The following is a 20535-nucleotide window of genomic DNA, read 5'->3' on the forward strand; positions in this document are numbered from 1 at the left end:
TTATTACCATTGAATAGTGTAAGCTGTACCACTGTTTAAAACTACGCTTGCTTTTTGACCGCCAAGGAAGGTTATGGTACCGTTAAAGTTAAACGTTTTTCCTGATGTTGATGTAGCGGTTATGGTAACAGCAGCTGTACCTGACACAATTTGTTGGGTTGACTTATTTACAACAATATTTGATGACGTTATTTTTATATTGCTGGTGAAGGTGTATTGCCGCGCAATTTTTGATGTTGTTGTACCAGTTCGGGTATAGGCTGAAGTAAATGAATACTGTGATGCCGAACCTTGCAAACCGGTTAGGACGAACGATCCCGCGCTTTTGTCATTTGATGAAATTCGTGGACCATCATAAACTCCTGTACCTGAAAAATTAAAAGCTAATTGAGATGGGAAAATCCCATTACAGGTTAACAAATAATTCCAGTTTAAATTATAGCTATAGGAAGGCGATGCCCCGGCGGCGCTCGATTTTACAATAGTTGAATCCTTTGTAACGCCACAGCTTAGTGTAACTGTATTGTTAATTGTTATTGAACTGCTTAACTGAGCAGTCATCCCACCTGTTTCAGGCGATACCGCTGCTGTTGTTAGCTCGGCAGCGTCAGCTTCTGTTACGGTTGCATCGGTTGTGTTAGCGCTGTCCTTTTTACATGATGATGAATTTAGCATTAATGCCGTAGCGATAAATGCTGCAAATACGATGTTGGATTTAATGAATTTGATTTTCATGATTTTGTGGTTTTGTTTTTGTGTTGAACTATTTAATGTGGTTGAGAATTAATTTTTGAGTTTGATTTTACCTGTAAACAGGTCGGCAAATCCTTTAAATACAAGTTTGAAAGGGTTGTAGCCCATTGATCCGGTAGTTAGGCCATAGTTTACTTTTTCTGTTTCGGGCTGATATGTTTTAAATAATTTGTCCCAAATAATCAGTACACCCCCAAAGTTTTTATCAATGTAAAGCGGGTTGCTCCCATGATGTACCCTATGTGCCGACGGGGTATCAATTATTCCCTCAAGCACTCCCAATTTGTCAACTACCTCGGTATGTAAAAAAAATTGATAAAGGAGATTAATAACATAGGATATAATAATATAATCCACAGGCATGCCTAATAGCACAGCAGGAATGAAGAATAAGGGGCTTATTAGTACAGATAACCAATTTAGGCGATAGGCGGCGGTAAGGTTCATATGCATAGCCGAATGGTGAACCATGTGAAACGCCCACAACGGTTTCCATATATGCGAAACCCGGTGAAACCAGTAATAAATAAAATCTGTTACAATAAACGTTAAGATAAATACCCAGCCCGTGTGAGGAAGACTAAAAGGCGCTAAAGCATTAAAAAAGCCAAGTATTATTAGCTGGTATCCGGCAAATATGATCTTTGAGAGCTGAAAGCCCGCCAAAACTGCGAGGTTGGAAAGAGTTTCCTTTACCTCGTACGATTTTTTATCGTTCCGCCAGCTCCAGGCAATTTCTGCTACTATTAAAAGCAGTAAAAAGATTAATATCCAAAGTTTGTATGGTCCTGTTATATTTTTCATATCCCCTGTTTCGAGTTTATTTTAAATTCATTTACAATTACATTTTTGTAATTATTTAGATGAACAGTGTAAATGTGACTCAAAAAAATAATAAGGGTAACTGATAACAGGGCGAAGCTGAAAAAAGCGTGGGTGAAGCGTTTAGCTATTCATCCAGCTTTTAAACTGGGGCACGCGAACTTTGCTGATGATTATGCTTTCGGGTGGAGCAGGCTTAACTTTAACAGACAAGCGCCCGTTAAAATAAAAGTCAACTTCGCTAATTTCTTTTCGGTTGATGATGAATTGTCGGTTAGCACGGAAAAATAACATGGGATCAAGCTGCTGCTCCAATTGTTCCATCGTAAAATCAACTATATATTGGCGTGCATCGTTTGTATGCGCATATACCAGCTCATTAGCTGTATAAAACCATGCAATCGTCGCAGTTTCTACCGGAATCAATTTATCCCTGAAGTGCACAAGAAAAGACCTTTTGTAGGATACTGGGGCTGCATTTAGCTGCGCTATAATTTCGGAGACATTAAACGCAACGGATTCTTCATTTACAGAAGTTACCAGCGTTTTAAATTTGTTGATGGCTTTTTCAACCTCCTGCTGATCAAAAGGTTTAAGGATATAATCAATGCCATTATTTTTAAAAGCCTGTATGGCATAATCGTTATATGCCGTGACAAATATTACAGGTTTAACAAGGTTCACGTGTTTGAAAATATCGAAAGAAAGTCCGTCGTTTAAACGGATATCCATAAAAATAAGGTCGTAGTTATTGGGGTTTTCGATAAACCATTCTACCGCCTCTTCCACTCCTGTTTGTATAGAAATTACCTTTATCACCGGGTCAATCGTTTGCAGTACATATGCAAGATTACGAGCCGTAACCGGTTCATCTTCAATTATGGCAATTCTAATTTGCTTCATCTTTGTATGGGTAATTTAACGCTAAAGCTATCGGTTGTTTTATTGATTACTATTTCATCATGCATAAGTATTCTAACGCGGCTGCTTAAGTTAGAAAGGCCTATGCCGGTACTGTTTTCAGGCCGCGGTATTGCCTGCAGGTTATTACTGACAACCAGCTGATAATCGGCAATGAAAATTTCCACCCTTAAAGGTTTTTTTTTCGAAGCTGAATTGTGCTTCGCTGCGTTTTCAAGCAATGGTTGCAGTGATAGGTGAGGGACTTTGAAATTAAGGTATTCAGTATCAATAGCTATCGTTAAAACAAATGCTTCTTCAAACCTCATTTTAAGCAGTTGTTCATACGATCGGATCATGTTTAACTCCTCCTCAATAGTTGCCATCTGGTTTCCAGACTGGTCCAGTGAATATCTGAATATTTTTGAAAGATGATTGATGAAATACTGTGCCTTAACCGGATCTTCTCTAACAACGCCTGAAAGTGTGCTTAGTGAATTAAATAAGAAATGGGGGTTAAGCTGTTCTTTTAATAGTTCAAGCTCCGCTTCAAGGTATACAGTTTTTAATTGCTCATTCTCCTTTTCTTTTTTTTGAGCGATACGCAGCAAAAGGATGATTTTTATAAGGATAGCTGCCAGAATTGTTGTTAAAAAATATCTTGAAATGTATCCTAACCAGTAAATATTACGCAACTGTGTGTGTATAAAGCTATGGCGTTGTACGATTCCGCCAACAATGCAGCAAAATAATAAGAGCAGGAAGTTTAGAAAGTACGCGAGCAGTTTTCGTTGATTATTGCGGTAGATAAATAAAATACTGCTGGTTGTTAAGTTTAGGTAAAACAGCAGGTAACAAAAGCCAAAGTTGAAAGTAACCTGGAAAATAAGTTCTGCAAGGTTAAAATGCCAATAGTGTGCAACAAGCCCATCGGTTTTGAGTGCGAGTAATCTCGGGCTGTTCATCATTACAGCTATGAGCAAAGAACTATACCAACAAATTCGCCTTTCAGTTTTGTTCATAGGGTGAAAATAGCAGCCGTTAATTTAGGTTATAAATATACTTAGGTGAAGCTGAAAAATTGGCGGGCGAGGCAACAAAAAAGGGTGAACCAGCGGTCCACCCTTAAAAGGATAATTTTATAAATTTTTAGTTTTGGGGCTCATCGGCAGGAGTACTTACAACTTTGTACACCCTGTTGCCGCTGGTGTCTGTTGTTTCCTGGTAATATACATCATCCGGCGAAACGTAAAGTGTTTGGCCGTTAATGTGTATCGTTCTTGAGCCCTCCGGTAATTCGTTATAAATATCACCCGATTTAGGCATCGGCGCGGCCTGTCCGTTATCAACACCCTGTCCCTGGTTGGTCTCTAACTGGCCATCCTTTCCGGCAATAACATAAGTTTGTGTGCCGTCATCTTTTGTAACCGGTTGATAATAAACCCCGTTAAGTTCATAATACTGCTCGCCGTTAATAGTAATTGCTTGTGCATTTGCCGGCAACTGGCTGATCTCAGCACCAAGCGGTGGTTCAACAACAGTGTATTGGCTGTTATTATATTGATAGTAAAAGCCATTGCTATAATAGTACTGAAGATCTCCCCAATAAAAAGGATAATAGCCGTAAGGTAAAACACCTATGCTAAAGCCTAACCTTGGATAATACAAGCTGCCATAAAAGCCACCATTGTAAAAGTAACCGCCACGGTAACCCCAGTAACTGCGGCCACCCCAATAGCTTGGTCCGTAATAATAACCACGGCCGTAATAACGCCCGCCATAACCGCCGCGACCATAATATCCACCGCGACCATAATATCCACCGCGACCGTAATATCCACTGCGAGACCCGGTATAACCCCGTGCACCAATGTATCCGCGAGCGCCTGAATAGCCGCGGGTTACGCCGGCACGGCCACCGTTAAAGCGGGAATATCCCTGAGTTGAAGGACGTGAACCAAATGAATTACCCCTTGGTGAAGAAATATTTGGCCGCTGACTAAAGCCACCTGATCGTGGAGAAACCATCGTACGGCCTGAAAACCCGCCGGAGCGTGATCCACCAGAAAATCCGCCGGAGCGTGATCCACCGGAAAAGCCACTGCTAACACGTCCACCGCTGCCGCCACCGCTGAAGTGACCACCGCCACCGCCGCCAACGTGTCCGCCGCCGCCACCACCTCCGCTGCCGCCCCTGTGTTGAGCGTTAGCCGGAAAAGCTAAAAACAAGCAAAGCAACCCGCTCAGGCTTGTGAATGCAAAATATTTTAATGCCTTTTTCATGTTGATATTTATGACAGTTTATACTGTTCCTTTTTTAATTGACTATTAATTATTAAAACGGTTTAATGTTCAGATAATTATTTTATTCAATAACTATGCCTGCATAATTTTCAGCAGTTTATTTTGATAAGGCTTATTCAAAATTCTTTGATATTTATATATTAGCAGTGTTTGATTTTTAAATCAAACACCTAATTAAATCAGATAAAAAATGATAAAAGATACCCATTCGTTAAACCAGGTGGCCGAGTTTCATACTACGTTTAAACATCCTGTTCTAAAACAACCAGCCATACCATCAAAAGAAAGAAGCGCATTAAGGATTTCTCTCCTGGCTGAGGAATTGAAGGAACTGCAGCAAGCGGTAGACGACAATGATTTAGTTGAAGTTGCCGATGCCTTATGCGATCTGCAATATGTACTTTCAGGTGCCATACTGGAATTCGGCTTGGGCGAAAAATTTAAAGAATTATTTGATGAGGTTCACCGTTCAAATATGAGTAAGGCTTGCAGTACAGTAGAAGAGGCTGAAAAAACAATAGCACATTACAAAACCACAGCCGGTACAGACTCCTATCATAAAGAAATTGACGGCTTGTTTTTAGTTTACCGCGCCGGTGATCATAAAACTTTAAAATCTATAAACTATTCGCCCGCTGCTCTTAAATCAATTTTAGAGAAATAACGGATCAACATAAAAGGCATGCTCCTCAATGTGAAGGCATGCCTTTTATGTTATAATATAGTCCGGAATTTTCTTACACCCGCAAAAAAGTCTTTTTCTGATACAGGTAATAAAGAAATACCCATTTTACCAAAACAAAAGTTATCGCCATTAATACGGCCCCATAAGGTTCACCGGCTAATTGCCCCAGCCATTTGAAAAACCCTTCGTTAGTGTAGTTCCATTTTATAAAGTGACCTGAAATATAGATCAGGATGGAGTTCATACCAATTACCTTGAAAAAGAACGCCCATTTCTGAAATCCCAAAACATCAATTACATAGTAAAAAAGCGCCATTAACAACAGGCTTAAGCCGCCTACGTGCATCACAAATGAACTTGACCAAAGATTTTTGTTTATGGGAAAATCAATATTCCAGATCTGTGCAACGAGCAGAAATATAACGCCCGCAATTACTAGGCGCAGTGTTTTTGCATTTTGTGACAATGTTTTATTCTTTAACGTTAGCCCGGCCATTATGCCTAATAACCCGGTACTGATAGCAGGAATAGTAGAGAACAAACCTTCCGGGTCATGCATGTTAGGCTTGCCGTTAGGGAATGGTACGTATAAATGCCCGGGTAATATAGACCGGTCAATATACGACGCGAAGTTGCCTTCAGGGGTGAGATCGCCCGGATGAAAGCCTGGAGCTGACGTAAATTTCAGCAGCAGGTAATAACCCACGATAAAGAAAAAGAACCAAAAAATAAGCGCATATTCCTTTGCATACAGGTAAATAATATTTGCAAACAGGTAAGCAATACCGATGCGCCCCAGTACGCTTGGAAAGCGGAACTCGGCAATTGGCCTTAATTGAAGGCCATTATTTACTAAGAACCCTAAAAGTATTAATATAAGGGTCCTTTTTAACACCCTTAATAATAATTGTTCTTTTGTTTTTCCTTTCTCCAACTCACGGCCAACAGAAAAAGGTGTCGAAACCCCCGCCATAAACAGAAATAGCGGAAAGATCAGATCGTAAACATGAAACCCATTCCAGTCCGGATGGGTAAACTGATTTGCAAGGGTATTCCAAAAAGGAGATTGACCATGTGTGGCTTCTTTCATGGCATGCCAGATCTCGTCTGCACCCATAATCCAGAACATATCGAACCCTCTGAGGGCATCTAGAGAGAACAGTCGGGTAGGAGTGGCATCGAAATCGTCTGCCGGTTGTTGTTTTGCTGATAGGGTCATTCCTGTTTAATTATTAGGTTATAATTACAGGAAAGATATAGTTTTTAAATAAATTTTCAAAGTGGATTTGCTTTGTTAAAAAAGCTGTAAATGTTGCCCGTACCAAAAAAACAACAATTTTGTTTACGCCTGTACAACATTTACAGCATGGGTGTCTATTCCCCGCGTTTCAATCCAAATTTCTCAATTTTGCTGTACAAATGGCTTCGTTGAATGTCAATGTCATCAGCAGTTTTTGACACGTTCCAGTTGTTTTTCTCGAGCTTAAATTTAATATACTCGCGTTCGGCAAAATCCTTATATTCCTGGAAATTTGTAAACTGGTCAAAATCAGTTTGAGGGGTTGCATTACCAATCGTCGGCACCTCCGGCGTTGATGGATTTGCAAATGCCCTTACATCGCTGTCGGTAATTGTTCTGTCGCTTAAAATTATTAAACGCTCAACCATATTCCTCAGCTCACGAATGTTTCCTGTCCACGGAAGTGCCTTAAGGGCCTCGAGTGCCGCTTCAGAGATTTTTTTAACCGGCATGCCATAATCATTGCAAACCTCGTCTAAAAAGCTTTGCGTAAGCAGAGCGATGTCATCCTTACGGTCAGTAAGTGGTGGGACATGGATTAATATTACGCTCAGACGGTGGTAAAGGTCCATACGGAAATTGCCGGCCTCTATTTCTTTTAATAGGTCTTTATTGGTTGCAGCTACAACACGAACATCCACTTCAATCTCTTTTTCACCGCCTACACGGGTTATTTTGTTTTCCTGAAGTGCGCGTAATACCTTAGCCTGGGTTGATGAGCTCATATCCCCGATTTCGTCAAGAAACAGCGTTCCGCCGTTTGCCGACTCAAATTTTCCAATCCGTTGTTTTATAGCAGATGTAAATGAACCTTTCTCATGTCCAAATAATTCACTTTCAATCAGTTCTGAGGGTATTGCAGCGCAGTTAACCTCAATTAATGGCGCGTTTGAGCGATTGGATTTTTCGTGCAGCCAGCGGGCAACCAGTTCTTTACCACTGCCGTTCGCACCGGTAATCAGTACGCGCGCGTCGGTAGGGGCCACGCGGTCAATGGTTTCTTTTATTTTTAAAATGGCTTGTGAATCGCCAAGGATAGGGCGTACTTTTGAAACCTTTCTCTTTAATACTTTAGCCTCGGTAACCAGGCTCCCTCTGTCAAGCGCATTCCTTACCGTGATGAGCAGGCGGTTAAGATCTGGTGGTTTTGAAATAAAGTCAAATGCCCCTTTTTTGCTGGCCTCAATAGCTGTTTCAACCGTTCCATGACCAGATATCATAATAAAAGGAAGATCGGGTTTAATGTTCAGGCCCGCTGTAAGTACTTCCATTCCGTCCATCCGGTTCATTTTTATATCGCACAGCACAAGATCGTAATCGTTCTTTTTAATTAGTTCCAGCCCGTCGATGCCATTATCAACATCTTCTACTATGTAATCTTCGTATTCCAGTATTTCGCGAAGGGTGCTCCGGATCGCACGTTCATCATCAATTATTAAAATTTTAGCCATTTCGGTTTTATGTTTTCTGTTGGTAGTATGATATCGCGAATATATATAATTGTATAGAAAAACAAACACTTTTTTTGAAGGAAGGTTTTAAGAACTGTATTTTTTGAAGCAGGTTAAGGGTCTTGCATATTTACCCAGGCTTACAAAAATAAATAACCCCTCTCTTTTCACGGAGAGGGGCATATCAGCAGCAAACCTGTAAGCCGGGTTCTGTGCCATAATAGCTAAAAGTTATTATGGTTTCTATCATTAATCTGGCCCTGCCATTGCTGGCAGGTTCAATCAACCTACCCATCCTGACGACCCCGATAAATCGGGATTCGGGAACGAGCAGCTCCGCTTTCAGGACCTATTTGGTTTTTCAACTCCTGAGGTTTACCGCGATCCCGGTCGCCCGGAAAAGCCGTGAGCTCTTACCTCACGTTTTCACCCTTACCTGGTTCTGGCAGATGCCGGAACCAGGCGGTTTATTTTCTGTGGCACTTGCTGTCGCCGGCTGACGGCGCCTTCCCGTTAGGAAGCAGGATGCTCTATGTTGCCCGGACTTTCCTCCGTCCTGATAAATCAGAACAGCGATAGAACGTTTTGCGGCGTAAAAATAGGCTTTTTAGTTTATAGTTGCTTGAATATAGCTTAAGCGTATAAGCCATTGTTGATATTGATAATTAACTAGCGGCACTTTGCCAGGTCTGCATTAACTTTTTCAGTATTTATAGTCGGCATTTTATTGCCAAAAGAATTGGTGATATAGGTAAGTACCTGCGCTATTTCTAAAGGGGCTAGATCATCCGGCGGCATTTCGCCCTCATAGTTTTTATTGTTAATGGTGATATTTCCTTTCAGGCCCTTTTTAATGAAGCAGGCAAGTACTTCCCGGTTATTTTTTAGATAAGCCGAGTCGGTTAAAGAAGGTATAAGCCCTTGAAGGCCTTCCCCTTTTGCACCGTGGCAATTTTGGCAATGAACCTGGTAAACTGTACTTCCGTTTACATAATACCGGTTAAACTCTATGATTTCATCACTTTGACACGATACTACCATTGCAACCAGCGCGAAACAGATGACGATTATAAATTTCAATCTCATTTGGACGCTTTTTGATCGGGCTCAGCCATCAGTATTTTAATGTCTGCAGTCATTTTTTCAACTTCTTTAGGGTCGGTGCCCTGGTAAGTGCCGCGGATGCGTTTTTGTTTATCTATGAGTATAAAGTAGCCGTCGTGTACGTATTGCCCTTGCGGGTTTTTTTCCTGTAGCGACACTAAATAGCTTTTTGCTATGGTGTAAGTATCGTTTTTTTGCCCGTGTAATAACCACCAGATATTACCGGTGATGCCCAGCTTATCGGCATATCTTTTCAGCACAGGTACCGTATCATATTTGGGGTCGATGGTATGCGATATAATTCTGAAATCGTTATTGCTTTTAAACTCATTGTAAACAGGTAACATGTTACGATGCATAACAGGACAAATGTTTGGGCAGGTAGTGAAAAAGAAATCGGCTACATAAATTTTCCCATCCAGACTTTTTTCAGTTATGGTATCGCCATATTGGTTAACAAATTTAAAGGCAGGGATAGTTTGGTAAATGGTGTCGGTTACTTGTTGGCCGTTAACGCTTTTTGTAACTGCTTGTTTACTGCCATAAATCGGCAAGGTAGTATTGGTATTGCTATTAAGTTTGCACGCACTCCACAGCATCGTCAATGCTATTGCATAAACCAGTTTCTTCATGTTATTTGATTTTTTTAAGATATAAATCTGATTCTTTAACGGCAACGTTCAATTGTGAATCTATGTTCATTATCAGCTTTTTCTGATCATTCATGTATCTTATAACTTCTTCGTCAGATTTTCCTTTTTGTTCGTAGTCGAATTTATGCATCCAGTCTTCCATGGCATCCTCGGCTGCAGTAAGTTTTTTACTAAGCATAATGGCGGTGTCCTTTGTGGCTAATGTGTTCTGCTTTAAAATTGTGTCCAGCTTCATTCGGTTTGCTATCACTTTTCCGTCAACTTCCATTACTTTTTCGTGCACTTTCATAACGTCATCCATAATAGCGCTTTTTTCAGCCTTTTTATTGCTACAGCTAAACAGTACACCGCAGGCAAACAATAGTAATAGTGTTTTTTTCATTTAATGGTTATTTGGGTTCAAATTTAATCAACAATGAAGTTAGTTAACAATCAAATTGTCGGGTATAAGCAATATAATCGGTAACGGGCAGGGTTTCAGCTCCGGAAAATTTTAATTGCTGGCCTATCTGTGCACGGTGGTGAGTACCGTGATTGATTAAATGCGCAAGTATATCAGCCAGCTTATTCTCAAAACTATCGCCTTTTAGGTTTTTGTAGCTTATGGGTTTTTCGAAGTCGCCCGGCTGCAAACCATTAAGGTATTCAAGCCATTCATTATGGTTGTTATTAATTACTTTATTTAAAGTCTCCGAATCCCAGTCAGGCCATAAAATGCTTCCGACAGGAACTAAACCTTTGCAGCGGCTAAGCCAGATTTGCTGGGCAGACAATAAATGAGCCATCAGTTCAATTGATTTCCGCGGCATTTCAGCTTCTATAATTGAATTTAACATGACTTCATTGGCGTATCGGTCGTAATTCAACAGCCGGATAAAATAAGTTTTCATGTGGTAAAAATATAAATATAGCGTACAACAAAACAAATCAAAGCAGGGAGACATTGTTTACCTGTTAACAATAATATAATGATAGCAACATGCCAGGGTTATACAGGGGGCTTATCTTAGTAATAAATAAAAACGCTTTTGTTATGAAATTCATTTTAAATTTTCCGAAGCTAATCTCACATTTTAGGGAGTGGATGATCCTCAGGAGTATGAGGTCATCTTTTATTCATTAAAATTATTTATTCAAAAGTCTCAATTATTTAATTGTATTGCACAATTTTGCTTTACAATAGCTCTTTAATGGAAAGCACTTCTCAGGATATCCGTATTAATAAAAAACTTTTTGGCGACAATTTTAAATGGGGAGTTTCTGTAGCAGCTTTCCAGATTGAAGGGGCCTGTGATGCAGAAGGAAAAGGGGCGTCTATCTGGGATGTTTTTGCAGCTAAAAAGGGGAAAATATTAAATGGTGACGATCCGGCCATCTCCTGCGATTTCTATAATCAGTACAAACAGGACATTGATCTTATTAAACAGCTTAATATACAGTGTTTCAGGTTCTCCATATCATGGACCCGGATCTTACCTAACGGTACGGGTGAAGTAAACCAGGCAGGGATAGATTTTTACAACAGTGTTATTAACTATTGCCTTGAGCAAGGTGTAGAGCCATGGGTAACTATTTATCATTGGGACCTGCCTCATGCACTTGAACTGAAAGGTGGCTGGACTAATCGTGATGTAGTAGAATGGTTTAAGGCCTTTGCTACTATATGCGCTAAAAATTTTGGTGACAGGGTAAAGAACTGGATGGTGATGAATGAGCCCGGCGTATTTACAGGGGCAGGTTACTTTTTAGGGATTCATGCACCAGGCCGAACGGGACTTAGGAATTTTTTACCCGCTATTCACCACGCTGTTTTATGTATGGCTGCCGGGGGGCGGATTTTGAGAGATTTAGTGAAGGATGCACATATCGGCACAACATTTTCATGCTCATACGTTGAACCGCACACTGATAAACAAAAAGATGTCAATGCCGCTAAACGTGTTGACGCCCTGCTAAACCGGCTATTTATAGAGCCCGTTTTAGGGCTTGGCTACCCGGTACACGAGGTTTCGGCCCTGAAAGATATTGAAAAATACTTTCAGCCTGGCGACAAAGATTTAATGAAGTTCGATTTTGATTTCATAGGAGTACAAAATTATACCCGTGAAATTGTAAAGAATTCGTTTTTTACACCCTATGTTGGGGCATCGCTGGTTAAGGCTGAAAAAAGAGGGGTGCCATTAACCAATATGAAATGGGAAGTCTATCCTCCGTCCATTTATCAAATGATAAAACAGTTCAATAACTATCCGCAGATAAAAAGTATCTACATCACCGAAAATGGAGCTGCCTTTCCGGACCAGGTGACTGACGGCATGGTTGATGACCCTAAGCGTGTTGAATATTTAAAGAGCTACCTTGAACAGGTTTTAAGGGCTAAAAATGAAGGTTTAAAGGTAGATGGCTATTTTATATGGACGTTGACCGATAATTTTGAATGGGCTGAAGGATATCATCCGCGTTTCGGAATAATACACGTTGATTTTGAGACACAACAACGCATCGTTAAATCATCAGGGCACTGGTATGCCGACTTTTTAAAAGGGAATTAGTTTACAAGTTCTGATAGTTTACAATATTCCGGTTGTATAAAATAGTTCTCATGAATAAACTTTCGATTCAAGTTTTGGATTGCCGGCTGTTTTGGCAAGGCTGGTTTTAGTTACCGGTAATTCAATAAAGAAAGTGGTGCCGTTGTTAACTTCACTTTCAAACCATATTTTTCCATTATGAAGCTCAATAATCTGCTTGCTGATGGAAAGACCAAGCCCAAATGATTTTTCGCCTGATGTTCCCGTTCGTTTAGATTCTGTAAACGTATTGAAAACATTGTTTCCAATGTTTTCCGGTATGCCTATACCCAAGTCTTTAACCGAAATTCTTAATTTATCTTTATTTTTAGCAATATTTACGCAAATAGTGCTGCCTATAGGACTGAATTTTATCGCGTTAATAATTAGGTTACTCATAACACGCCATATTTTTTCCCGACTGATAAGCAGCTCTTCAGGTTTGTTTAATAGCTCAAGAATAATTTTCTGATCTTTTTCTGCAGCTTTAAAACGCAGCAGTTCAACGCTTTTACTTATCAAAGAATTGATGTTCACCAGTTCCATATTCAGCGCCGTTTCACCGGTATTGGTAACTTCCAGGATCTCATTGATTAGTTCAAGTGAATTTGTAGTAGTTTCTTTTATTAGCGAAAGCAGTTCTTTCTGATCGTCTGTACATTCATCATCCATCAATACCTGGGTTAATGCGGCTATACCACCAATTGGGTTTCTTAGGTCATGTGCAACTGTTCTTAATATCCTGTCTTTTTCCTGGCTGCTTAACTTAAGTTCGTCAAGTGTAGCTTCCAAGCCAGTTTTTTGTTGACTTATCTGCTTATTTAATTCGCTTACAATTTTTACATCACTTTTTGATTTTTTCCAGTTACGGTACACCAAGGCTACAATTATTACGGCCATTATAGCGCCGGTTACGGCTATGTATATGTAAATTAGCTGTAGTTTATTATTGTCTTTGAGGTTGTCAATTTGGTATTGCTTATCGTAATTGGCCTGTTGCTGGTTCACGTCAGTCTCTTTTAATAAGCTTGAGCGTTTCAGCATTAAATCTTTTAACGCGTTATAAGTTTCAAGGTGTTTATAAGCTTTCGCAACATCGCCTGTTTTAGCATAGTACTTGCTCATTTGCAAGTTCAGGCTGGTTTCAACTTCTTCATTTTTTACTGTATCCAGTTGTTTGCGAATATTTTCTGATAATTTAAGAAATGGCTGTAATTGCCCGGTGTTGAAATATAATTTAGCAAGATTCATTTCAACCAATTGGGCATTTGTAAAATCATTTAGGTTAGTAAGGTTTATTTTAATGCTTTTTTGAAAAAGTTTTTCGGCCTGTTCATTTTGCCCCCTTAACATCGCAATTTCACCCTGGTTGCCATAAACAACCGCGCGGGCAACCTCAATTAACCGGCGTTTTGTTGGATACTTGTTGCTATTACTGTTTAGATATGCCAGTGTTTTATTAAAATAGATATCCGCACTATCTATATCGCCATTATTTTTGAAGCTTTCACCAATATTGTCTAGCAGTTCCTGGCGTTGATAAAGCGAATAGAAGCTCTCTTTATATGACAGACTTTGTTTGAAGCTTAACTTAAAATAATTAGCGGCTTCGCTGTAATGAGCCTGCTTAAACATAACCATACCCATCCTGTAAGTATATTCAGCAAGTATTTCATTTTTAAGATTGTTTTTACCCATGAAATACCCCTGGTAATAGCATTGGTAGGCGTTGCTGTAATTTTCGAGGCTAAAATAGGCATCGCCCATGGCAAAATTGGCCTCCGCATAGTTGCTGACATACTGTTTTCTGTCCACACTCTTTTTAGCCATTATTAACATACTATCAGCATATAATAAAGCTTTTTTGGGTTGTATAATGCCTTTTTTATAGTAAAGATATTTTAATCCATAATATCTGAAAAGGTCATTTACATAAGGTTTTTTAATTGTCCGGAATGATGAGTCGATAAATTTCTGCTCCATTTCCAAAGTTAGATGGTGCTGGGGATGAGGTAGCTCAGCAAAAAAGGATTTGAATGCATCAGAATAGTCCCCTGTATCAGCCTCTTTCTTCCGGCATGACAATAGCAGGCAGAAAAAGATCAATAAGAGCAACAGCTTATTAATCGTGAAGTTTTTATAAATCAGGGAATAAAAGACCATTAACCAATATATAATATACAAATATAACGTTCACCCCTGTTTGGGGTAAGTATTACATCGTAATTAAACGTTTATTTACTGATTAAAGTTGCCGTTATTTGAAGGCTTCTTCGCCGGTTATATCTAAGCCGGTTATTAATAAATGGATGTCATGTGTGCCTTCATAGGTTACAACAGATTCTAAATTCATCATATGCCGCATTATTGGATATTCGCCTGTAATTCCCATACCTCCAAGCATTTGGCGTGCTTCGCGCGCAATATTTATAGCTGTTTCCACGCTATTGCGCTTGCTCATTGATATTTGTGCAGGTGTTGCGCGGTTTTCATTTTTTAAAGTCCCTAAACGCCATACCAGCAATTGGCCCTTTGTGATTTCGGTAATCATTTCGGCCAGTTTTTTTTGCTGTAGTTGAAATGCCGCAATAGGTTTGCCAAACTGTCTGCGTTCTTTTGAATATCTTAAAGCTGTATCATAACAATCCATTGCGGCACCAAGGGCACCCCAGGCAATACCATACCTGGCCTGGTTAAGGCAGCCCAGCGGCCCCTTTAAACCCGAAATATTAGGTAAAAGATTTTCTTTCGGAACTTTAACATTGTCAAAAACCAATTCGCCCGTTGCAGATGCTCTTAATGACCATTTATTATGGGTTTCGGGCGTTGTAAAACCCTCCATGCCGCGCTCAACGATTAAGCCCCGGATTTTCCCGCTTTCGTCCTTGGCCCAAACTATAGCAATATCAGCAAATGGTGAATTCGAGATCCACATTTTGGCTCCGTTCAAAATGTAATGATCGCCTGCGTCTTTAAAATTTGTAGTCATCCCTCCCGGATCAGAGCCATGGTCTGGTTCTGTTAGTCCGAAGCAACCCATTAATTCACCAGTAGCCAATTTTGGCAGGTATTTATGTTTTTGTTCTTCTGATCCATAGGCATAAATAGGGTACATTACCAGTGAGCCCTGTACTGATGCTGTAGATCTGATGCCGGAATCTCCCCGCTCAATTTCCTGCATGATGATGCCGTATGACATGTAATCAAGCCCTGCGCCACCATATTCTACAGGAATAGTTGGACCAAATGCCCCGATTTCCCCAAGCCCTTTTATTAAATGCTTTGGAAACTCAGCCTTTTGCGCGTAATCTTCTATAATAGGGCTTACCTCTTTTTTAACCCAATCACGCACCGTTGAGCGGATCAGTTTATGCTCTTCAGTAAGCAATTCATCAGCTAAATAATAATCGGGCGATTCGTAAAGATCTTTTCTGGACATACAGTATCTAATTGGTGGTCAAAGATAGTGGGGAATTTTGGATTTCGGATGTTTAGTATACCGGAATTCTTTAAATATGTATTTCTCATGTAAAACGGAAATATGCCGTCCCAATTTTAAAATTTGTAAAAAAACCAAAATCAAAAACTACTTTTGAAACATGATTACAATATCACTCCATGGCGCCGAATTTTTTGCCTTTCACGGATTTTATCCTGAAGAGCAAAAACTTGGGAATAAATTTATAGTTGATGTTGATGTAGATTTCACACCGGTGACAGACCTTAGGGAAGATAAAATTGCCAATACCGTTGATTATGAAAAGGTTTATAATATAGTTGAAGAGCAGATGCGTAAAACGGCTAAGCTTATTGAAACGGTGGCCCAAAATATTGCAGAGGATATTAAAATGCAATTTTCTTTCGCAGATAAAATAAGGGTTTCCATTAAAAAATTGAACCCGCCGCTTAAAGGCAAGGTGGAATATTCAAACATCGTGATTACCGTATGATCTATAATAAAATAACAGAACAGGTACTTGCCGCTATTAAAGCTATAGTTGGTGACGATTGGGTTATAACGGCCCAGCCGGAATTGGAGAAGTATAGTCATGACGAAACGGAAGATCTCCACTTTTATCCTGAAGTGGTAGTCAAGCCATGCACTGCCGCACAGGTTTCGTCATTAATGAAGCTTTGTAATGAAAATTTGATCCCCGTTACGCCACGCGGGGCAGGTACCGGCTTAAGTGGCGGCGCATTGCCGGTGATGGGCGGGTTGGTGATGGCTATGGAAAGGTTTAATAAAGTGTTGCAAATAGATGAGCTGAACCTGCAGGCCACCGTTGAGCCCGGTGTGATCACCGAAGAATTCATGAATCAGGTTGCAGAAAAAGGACTATTGTACCCTATTGATCCGGCCAGTAAGGGCAGCTGTTTTATTGGTGGCAATGTATCGCACGGGTCGGGCGGGCCCAGGGTGGTTAAATATGGTACCATCCGCGAATATATTCTGAACCTGGAAGTGGTGCTGCCATCAGGCGAGATCATCTGGACAGGCGCCAATACCTTGAAATATGCTTCAGGATATAATTTAACCCAGCTAATGATAGGGTCGGAGGGCACCCTCGGGATTATTACCAAGATAGTGGTTAAGCTAATTCCCCGGCCGACTATCGATGCTTTAATGCTGGCATCGTTCACTACAAATGAGGCAGCATGTGCCGCCGTTTCGGCGATATTCAGAGCAGGAATTATTCCTTCTGCCCTGGAATTTATGGAGAGAAGAGGAGTGGAGTGGGTAAAGGAAAATGACGGAATAGCGTTCGACTTAAAAGACGGGATCGGAGCGTTCCTGTTAATAGAGGTCGATGGCACAAACCAGGACGTAATATTCGCTGATTGCGAAAAAATTAACCATGTACTTGAAGAATTTGACTGTAAGGAAGTGTTATTTGCCGATACGTCAGCGCAGAAAGAAGAACTATGGCGGTTAAGGAGAACAATGGCTGTTTCTGTGAAATCAAACTCAGTTTATAAGGAAGAAGATACAGTAGTTCCCCGTGCAAGTCTTCCGGAACTAATTAAAGGAATAAAACAAACAGGGGGTAAATATGGTTTTGAATCAGTTTGTTACGGCCACGCAGGAGATGGCAATCTGCACGTGAATATTATAAAAGGTCAAATGAGTGATGATGACTGGAACGATAAATTAAAGGACGGGATTCGCGAAATATTTGAGCTTACCGTTTCTTTGGGCGGAACATTGTCTGGAGAGCACGGTATTGGCCTGGTACAGAAAGGTTTTATGGCTATAAAATACAATGAAACTCATTTTGCCTTGTGGCGTGGAATAAAACAGGTGTTTGATAAAAACGGTATATTGAACCCCGGAAAGATTTTTTGACAGCTATAAATAATTAGCTTGCAAATTGTTGTTAATTAACCTGTTTGATCGGTTTTTTCGTAACACATTGATTTAAGATTTATGGGCACATCTGCGTTGGAATTTAATATAACAGACCAGGATCTGATAAAAATAGCCGTTGGCGTTATTTGCGGTGGCTTATTGGGTTTAGAACGGCAGTATAAAAATAAAACAGCAGGCTTTCGCACTATAATATTAATTTGCCTTGGTTCAACCATTTACACAATGATTGCGCAGCGGGCAGGTGCTGGCGTAAACATCAATATCGTAACAGGGATCGGGTTTATCGGGGCCGGGGTTATCTTCAAGGGTAATATAGAAGTAAGCGGCTTAACAACAGCTGCCGTAATCTGGATTTCAGCAGCTATAGGAATGTCCGCCGGTTCAGGTAATTATACCATAGCCTTACTTTGTACTGTTATTACGCTGTGTGTGCTACTGCTTTTTAACCTGCTTGAGAGATATATCGATAAAGTTCACCGTGATAAATTATTTGTTATAGTGTTTACCAATTCCATTTTTGAAAATATGGCCGAAGTTGAAGATGCGATAATTGAGCTGCAGTTAACGTCGCGCCGAGTACAGGTTTCTAAAAAAGATGGTTGCCTGCAGGTTGCCATACTGGTTACCGGCCACCGCAAGCGAATAAGTAAACTCGACGAAAAACTGCTTAAAATGGAACAGGTAAAATCATTTTAGCAGGTAAAAAAAAGCTAACAAACGAGGCTGCTTAATTTGTATTAGTGATTAACCGGGGTTCATCATAAGCAATCATCTTTTCTCTTTCGCGATTTGGTATAGCTATAGATTTATTGGCTGAATAATCATAACTTATACATACCGTTTTGCCCGTTGTACAAATCTCTTCGCCGTTGGGAGTAACCCTAACCAGCAGATACATCATATCAAAGCTGCTGTTGCCTATCCTTGTTGTACGCACATAACAAAATATATTATCATCAAGGGTTATTGGTTTTAGATAATTAACTTCAGAACGGCCAACTATTACACCCTGCTCACGAATATTCCAGGTTATAACTTCTTTCCAATAATTAAGCCGGGCTACCTCAAAGTAAGTTAAATAAATAGCGTTGTTTACATGACCTACTGCATCAATATCTGAGAATCGGATAGAAATGGGAGTTTTGAATTTATAATCGGATATTTTTTCACTCATTTTATGTCATATTGTCTGTATGTTTCGGGTTGAAGTAGACATTATGTCTTTTTTTGTTGATTTTAGCCCGTTGGTATAACAGTTGATTAACAGTTAGCAAATATATTAAAAGATAAACTTAGGAGAACATAATCATGACATTAGTAAAATTTGCAAACGGACAAAAAAATCACGCAGTGAATCCATTTTTCAGCGACGTGTTTGATTCGATTTTAAACGACTCATTTTTGAGTGACAAGTTAGCAAGCCGTGTTCCTGCTGTTAACATAGCTGAAACAGAAAATGAATTTCAGATTGAATTGGCTGCGCCAGGTTTAAAAAAAGAAGACTTTAAGATTAGTCTTGACAAAAACGTATTGAGCGTATCTGCTGATAAAAAAGTGGAAAACGTTGAAGAAGGTAAGAAATTCAGCAAGCGTGAGTATAGCTACAATTCATTTACCAGGTCATTTACCTTGCCTGAAACAGCTGACCAGTCAAAAATTGAAGCTGAATATAATGATGGTATTTTAAAGTTGAATGTAGCTAAAAAAGAAGAAGCTAAAGTGCAGTCAAGAGAAATTTCAGTAAAATAAGTATTAAAAATCGGAAAGTTCGATAACCGGAAAGCGAAGTTGGAGCAGTGAGTTAGTTCCGGAATCGAACCCCCGAAGTTCTAAAATAAAGAGTGTTTTCATAATAGTTGGTTTAGTTTAAAAAGGCCGCTTCACAAGGAGCGGTCTTTTTGTTTACTGTGGATTGCTGACATTAATTGATAAAGCATATGTTTTTATCAATCAATGTCAGGCACTTCACATTTTAATATTCAGAAATCGAATCATTGGACATACAGCGATATTTAATCTCTCATATTGATATATTGTAAAGGCTGCCCAAAGTCGTCTTTTCGGCAAAGACTGATAACAGCTTGAAGATCATCTATCTTTTTAGCCTGCACACGTACCTGGTCCTCCATTATGGATGCCTGGACTTTTAGCCCGCTGTCTTTTATTTTTTTAACTATTTTTTTTGCAGCTTCCTTATCAATGCCCTCTTTTATCTTTATTTCCTTACGGAGCATATTGCCGGAAACGGATTGTACGTTGCCGTCTAAATCCAAAGCTTTTGGGTCGAGTTGTTGTTTTACCATACGGCTGATGATGGAATCGCTGATAGCTTTTAACCGCATATCATTTTCGGTTACCACAGTAATGGTATTGGTTTTCTTATCCAGGTCGATGGTGCTTTTTGAGTCGTTGAAGTCATAACGGTTCAAAATTTCTTTTTTCGCAATGTTAATTGCATTATCAAGCGTCTGGCCGTCTATCTTGCTTACAATATCAAAGGTTGGCATATTAAAGGTAAATTTGTGTAGGGCAAAGTTAGTGTTTTTTAGTTTATGGTTGATTGTCTGTGGTTCATGGAAGCTCGGTAGGTGATATCTTTCCCAGCACAATCGCTGTCATGCATTA

At 39.8% G+C, this 20535-nt stretch carries 21 protein-coding genes and 1 other RNA gene; 6 read left to right on the forward strand and 16 right to left on the reverse strand.

Annotated features, from left to right (window positions below; genetic code table 11):
• Positions 1–3 precede the first annotated feature (3 nt).
• From MuYL_RS10245 to MuYL_RS10265, 5 genes are all read right to left on the reverse strand, one after another.
• The gene (locus tag MuYL_RS10245; protein ID WP_094570475.1) at positions 4–735 is read right to left on the reverse strand and encodes a hypothetical protein; all 732 of its coding nucleotides are present in this window, start codon (positions 733–735) and stop codon (positions 4–6) included.
• A gap of 48 nt (positions 736–783) precedes the next feature.
• Positions 784–1557, reverse strand: a complete 774-nt coding sequence (locus tag MuYL_RS10250) for a sterol desaturase family protein (protein ID WP_094570476.1) — start codon at positions 1555–1557, stop codon at positions 784–786.
• 141 nt (positions 1558–1698) lie between these two features.
• Positions 1699–2478, reverse strand: a complete 780-nt coding sequence (locus MuYL_RS10255; RefSeq protein WP_094570477.1) for a LytR/AlgR family response regulator transcription factor — start codon at positions 2476–2478, stop codon at positions 1699–1701.
• Positions 2475–3497, reverse strand: coding sequence for a sensor histidine kinase (locus MuYL_RS10260; protein ID WP_094570479.1), 1023 nt, complete (start codon positions 3495–3497; stop codon positions 2475–2477). The genes MuYL_RS10255 and MuYL_RS10260 overlap by 4 nt, the downstream gene beginning before the upstream one ends.
• A gap of 127 nt (positions 3498–3624) precedes the next feature.
• A complete protein-coding gene (locus tag MuYL_RS10265) occupies positions 3625–4758 on the reverse strand; it encodes a DUF6515 family protein (protein WP_094570480.1) in 1134 nt (377 codons plus the stop codon).
• Positions 4759–4969: 211 nt separating this feature from the next.
• Here MuYL_RS10265 and MuYL_RS10270 point away from each other — a divergent pair, with 211 nt between their 5' ends.
• Positions 4970–5443 carry a pyrophosphohydrolase domain-containing protein gene (locus MuYL_RS10270; RefSeq protein ID WP_245845835.1) on the forward strand — a complete coding sequence of 158 codons (474 nt, stop codon included), beginning with the start codon at positions 4970–4972 and terminating at the stop codon, positions 5441–5443.
• 73 nt (positions 5444–5516) lie between these two features.
• Here the strand turns inward: MuYL_RS10270 and MuYL_RS10275 are convergent, their stop codons facing one another.
• The 7 genes from MuYL_RS10275 to MuYL_RS10305 form a co-directional block, all read right to left on the reverse strand.
• Positions 5517–6683 (reverse strand): acyltransferase family protein, encoded by a 1167-nt coding sequence (locus MuYL_RS10275; protein WP_094570481.1) that lies wholly within the window; start codon positions 6681–6683, stop codon positions 5517–5519.
• A 155-nt stretch (positions 6684–6838) separates the two neighbouring features.
• Entirely contained in the window at positions 6839–8215 is a 1377-nt protein-coding gene (locus tag MuYL_RS10280; RefSeq protein ID WP_094570483.1) for a sigma-54-dependent transcriptional regulator, read from the reverse strand.
• A 183-nt stretch (positions 8216–8398) separates the two neighbouring features.
• Positions 8399–8807: RNase P RNA component class A (gene rnpB, locus MuYL_RS10285), an RNA gene on the reverse strand.
• A gap of 77 nt (positions 8808–8884) precedes the next feature.
• On the reverse strand, positions 8885–9301 hold the full coding sequence (locus MuYL_RS10290; RefSeq protein ID WP_094570484.1) for a c-type cytochrome: 417 nt from the start codon (positions 9299–9301) through the stop codon (positions 8885–8887).
• Complete coding sequence (locus tag MuYL_RS10295) at positions 9298–9951, reverse strand: SCO family protein (protein ID WP_094570485.1); 654 nt, start codon at positions 9949–9951, stop codon at positions 9298–9300. Before MuYL_RS10295 ends, MuYL_RS10290 begins: the two co-directional genes overlap by 4 nt.
• Before the next feature lies 1 nt (position 9952).
• Positions 9953–10354, reverse strand: coding sequence for a hypothetical protein (locus tag MuYL_RS10300; protein ID WP_094570486.1), 402 nt, complete (start codon positions 10352–10354; stop codon positions 9953–9955).
• A gap of 43 nt (positions 10355–10397) precedes the next feature.
• Positions 10398–10862: a DinB family protein gene (locus tag MuYL_RS10305; RefSeq protein ID WP_157740743.1), complete on the reverse strand. Its 465-nt coding sequence runs from the start codon at positions 10860–10862 to the stop codon at positions 10398–10400.
• Positions 10863–11162: 300 nt separating this feature from the next.
• Between MuYL_RS10305 and MuYL_RS10310 the strand changes: the two genes are divergently transcribed.
• Positions 11163–12524: a GH1 family beta-glucosidase gene (locus tag MuYL_RS10310; protein WP_094570488.1), complete on the forward strand. Its 1362-nt coding sequence runs from the start codon at positions 11163–11165 to the stop codon at positions 12522–12524.
• Positions 12525–12572: 48 nt separating this feature from the next.
• Here the strand turns inward: MuYL_RS10310 and MuYL_RS10315 are convergent, their stop codons facing one another.
• Positions 12573–14525: a tetratricopeptide repeat-containing sensor histidine kinase gene (locus MuYL_RS10315; RefSeq protein WP_170309742.1), complete on the reverse strand. Its 1953-nt coding sequence runs from the start codon at positions 14523–14525 to the stop codon at positions 12573–12575.
• A gap of 274 nt (positions 14526–14799) precedes the next feature.
• Positions 14800–15981, reverse strand: a complete 1182-nt coding sequence (locus tag MuYL_RS10320; RefSeq protein WP_094570490.1) for an acyl-CoA dehydrogenase family protein — start codon at positions 15979–15981, stop codon at positions 14800–14802.
• Between the two features lie 160 nt (positions 15982–16141).
• Here MuYL_RS10320 and folB point away from each other — a divergent pair, with 160 nt between their 5' ends.
• From folB to MuYL_RS10335, 3 genes are all read left to right on the forward strand, one after another.
• Positions 16142–16492 carry a dihydroneopterin aldolase gene (folB, locus tag MuYL_RS10325; protein ID WP_094570491.1) on the forward strand — a complete coding sequence of 117 codons (351 nt, stop codon included), beginning with the start codon at positions 16142–16144 and terminating at the stop codon, positions 16490–16492.
• A complete protein-coding gene (locus MuYL_RS10330; protein ID WP_094570492.1) occupies positions 16489–17886 on the forward strand; it encodes an FAD-binding oxidoreductase in 1398 nt (465 codons plus the stop codon). The genes folB and MuYL_RS10330 overlap by 4 nt, the downstream gene beginning before the upstream one ends.
• Before the next feature lie 81 nt (positions 17887–17967).
• Positions 17968–18606 carry an MgtC/SapB family protein gene (locus MuYL_RS10335; protein ID WP_094570493.1) on the forward strand — a complete coding sequence of 213 codons (639 nt, stop codon included), beginning with the start codon at positions 17968–17970 and terminating at the stop codon, positions 18604–18606.
• A 31-nt stretch (positions 18607–18637) separates the two neighbouring features.
• Here MuYL_RS10335 and MuYL_RS10340 read toward each other — a convergent pair whose 3' ends face one another.
• Positions 18638–19084, reverse strand: a complete 447-nt coding sequence (locus tag MuYL_RS10340; RefSeq protein WP_094570494.1) for an acyl-CoA thioesterase — start codon at positions 19082–19084, stop codon at positions 18638–18640.
• A 134-nt stretch (positions 19085–19218) separates the two neighbouring features.
• On the opposite strand from MuYL_RS10340, the gene MuYL_RS10345 reads away from it, so the two are divergent.
• Positions 19219–19659, forward strand: a complete 441-nt coding sequence (locus MuYL_RS10345; RefSeq protein WP_094570495.1) for an Hsp20/alpha crystallin family protein — start codon at positions 19219–19221, stop codon at positions 19657–19659.
• Between the two features lie 263 nt (positions 19660–19922).
• Here MuYL_RS10345 and MuYL_RS10350 read toward each other — a convergent pair whose 3' ends face one another.
• Positions 19923–20417, reverse strand: a complete 495-nt coding sequence (locus MuYL_RS10350; protein WP_094570496.1) for a YajQ family cyclic di-GMP-binding protein — start codon at positions 20415–20417, stop codon at positions 19923–19925.
• Between the last annotated feature and the right edge of the window lie 118 nt (positions 20418–20535).

Source organism: Mucilaginibacter xinganensis, from assembly GCF_002257585.1.
GTDB classification, from domain to species: Bacteria; Bacteroidota; Bacteroidia; order Sphingobacteriales; family Sphingobacteriaceae; genus Mucilaginibacter; species Mucilaginibacter xinganensis.

What these genes read in the sequence shown, in the direction of transcription:
- MuYL_RS10245 (WP_094570475.1), bottom strand. Translation starts at nt 735, where the DNA reads ATGAAAATCAAATTCATTAAATCCAACATCGTATTTGCAGCATTTATC.
- MuYL_RS10250 (WP_094570476.1), bottom strand. Translation starts at nt 1,557, where the DNA reads ATGAAAAATATAACAGGACCATACAAACTTTGGATATTAATCTTTTTA.
- MuYL_RS10255 (WP_094570477.1), bottom strand. Translation starts at nt 2,478, where the DNA reads ATGAAGCAAATTAGAATTGCCATAATTGAAGATGAACCGGTTACGGCT.
- MuYL_RS10260 (WP_094570479.1), bottom strand. Translation starts at nt 3,497, where the DNA reads ATGAACAAAACTGAAAGGCGAATTTGTTGGTATAGTTCTTTGCTCATA.
- MuYL_RS10265 (WP_094570480.1), bottom strand. Translation starts at nt 4,758, where the DNA reads ATGAAAAAGGCATTAAAATATTTTGCATTCACAAGCCTGAGCGGGTTG.
- MuYL_RS10270 (WP_245845835.1), top strand. Translation starts at nt 4,970, where the DNA reads ATGATAAAAGATACCCATTCGTTAAACCAGGTGGCCGAGTTTCATACT.
- MuYL_RS10275 (WP_094570481.1), bottom strand. Translation starts at nt 6,683, where the DNA reads ATGACCCTATCAGCAAAACAACAACCGGCAGACGATTTCGATGCCACT.
- MuYL_RS10280 (WP_094570483.1), bottom strand. Translation starts at nt 8,215, where the DNA reads ATGGCTAAAATTTTAATAATTGATGATGAACGTGCGATCCGGAGCACC.
- MuYL_RS10290 (WP_094570484.1), bottom strand. Translation starts at nt 9,301, where the DNA reads ATGAGATTGAAATTTATAATCGTCATCTGTTTCGCGCTGGTTGCAATG.
- MuYL_RS10295 (WP_094570485.1), bottom strand. Translation starts at nt 9,951, where the DNA reads ATGAAGAAACTGGTTTATGCAATAGCATTGACGATGCTGTGGAGTGCG.
- MuYL_RS10300 (WP_094570486.1), bottom strand. Translation starts at nt 10,354, where the DNA reads ATGAAAAAAACACTATTACTATTGTTTGCCTGCGGTGTACTGTTTAGC.
- MuYL_RS10305 (WP_157740743.1), bottom strand. Translation starts at nt 10,862, where the DNA reads ATGAAAACTTATTTTATCCGGCTGTTGAATTACGACCGATACGCCAAT.
- MuYL_RS10310 (WP_094570488.1), top strand. Translation starts at nt 11,163, where the DNA reads ATGGAAAGCACTTCTCAGGATATCCGTATTAATAAAAAACTTTTTGGC.
- MuYL_RS10315 (WP_170309742.1), bottom strand. Translation starts at nt 14,525, where the DNA reads ATGGAGCAGAAATTTATCGACTCATCATTCCGGACAATTAAAAAACCT.
- MuYL_RS10320 (WP_094570490.1), bottom strand. Translation starts at nt 15,981, where the DNA reads ATGTCCAGAAAAGATCTTTACGAATCGCCCGATTATTATTTAGCTGAT.
- folB (WP_094570491.1), top strand. Translation starts at nt 16,142, where the DNA reads ATGATTACAATATCACTCCATGGCGCCGAATTTTTTGCCTTTCACGGA.
- MuYL_RS10330 (WP_094570492.1), top strand. Translation starts at nt 16,489, where the DNA reads ATGATCTATAATAAAATAACAGAACAGGTACTTGCCGCTATTAAAGCT.
- MuYL_RS10335 (WP_094570493.1), top strand. Translation starts at nt 17,968, where the DNA reads ATGGGCACATCTGCGTTGGAATTTAATATAACAGACCAGGATCTGATA.
- MuYL_RS10340 (WP_094570494.1), bottom strand. Translation starts at nt 19,084, where the DNA reads ATGAGTGAAAAAATATCCGATTATAAATTCAAAACTCCCATTTCTATC.
- MuYL_RS10345 (WP_094570495.1), top strand. Translation starts at nt 19,219, where the DNA reads ATGACATTAGTAAAATTTGCAAACGGACAAAAAAATCACGCAGTGAAT.
- MuYL_RS10350 (WP_094570496.1), bottom strand. Translation starts at nt 20,417, where the DNA reads ATGCCAACCTTTGATATTGTAAGCAAGATAGACGGCCAGACGCTTGAT.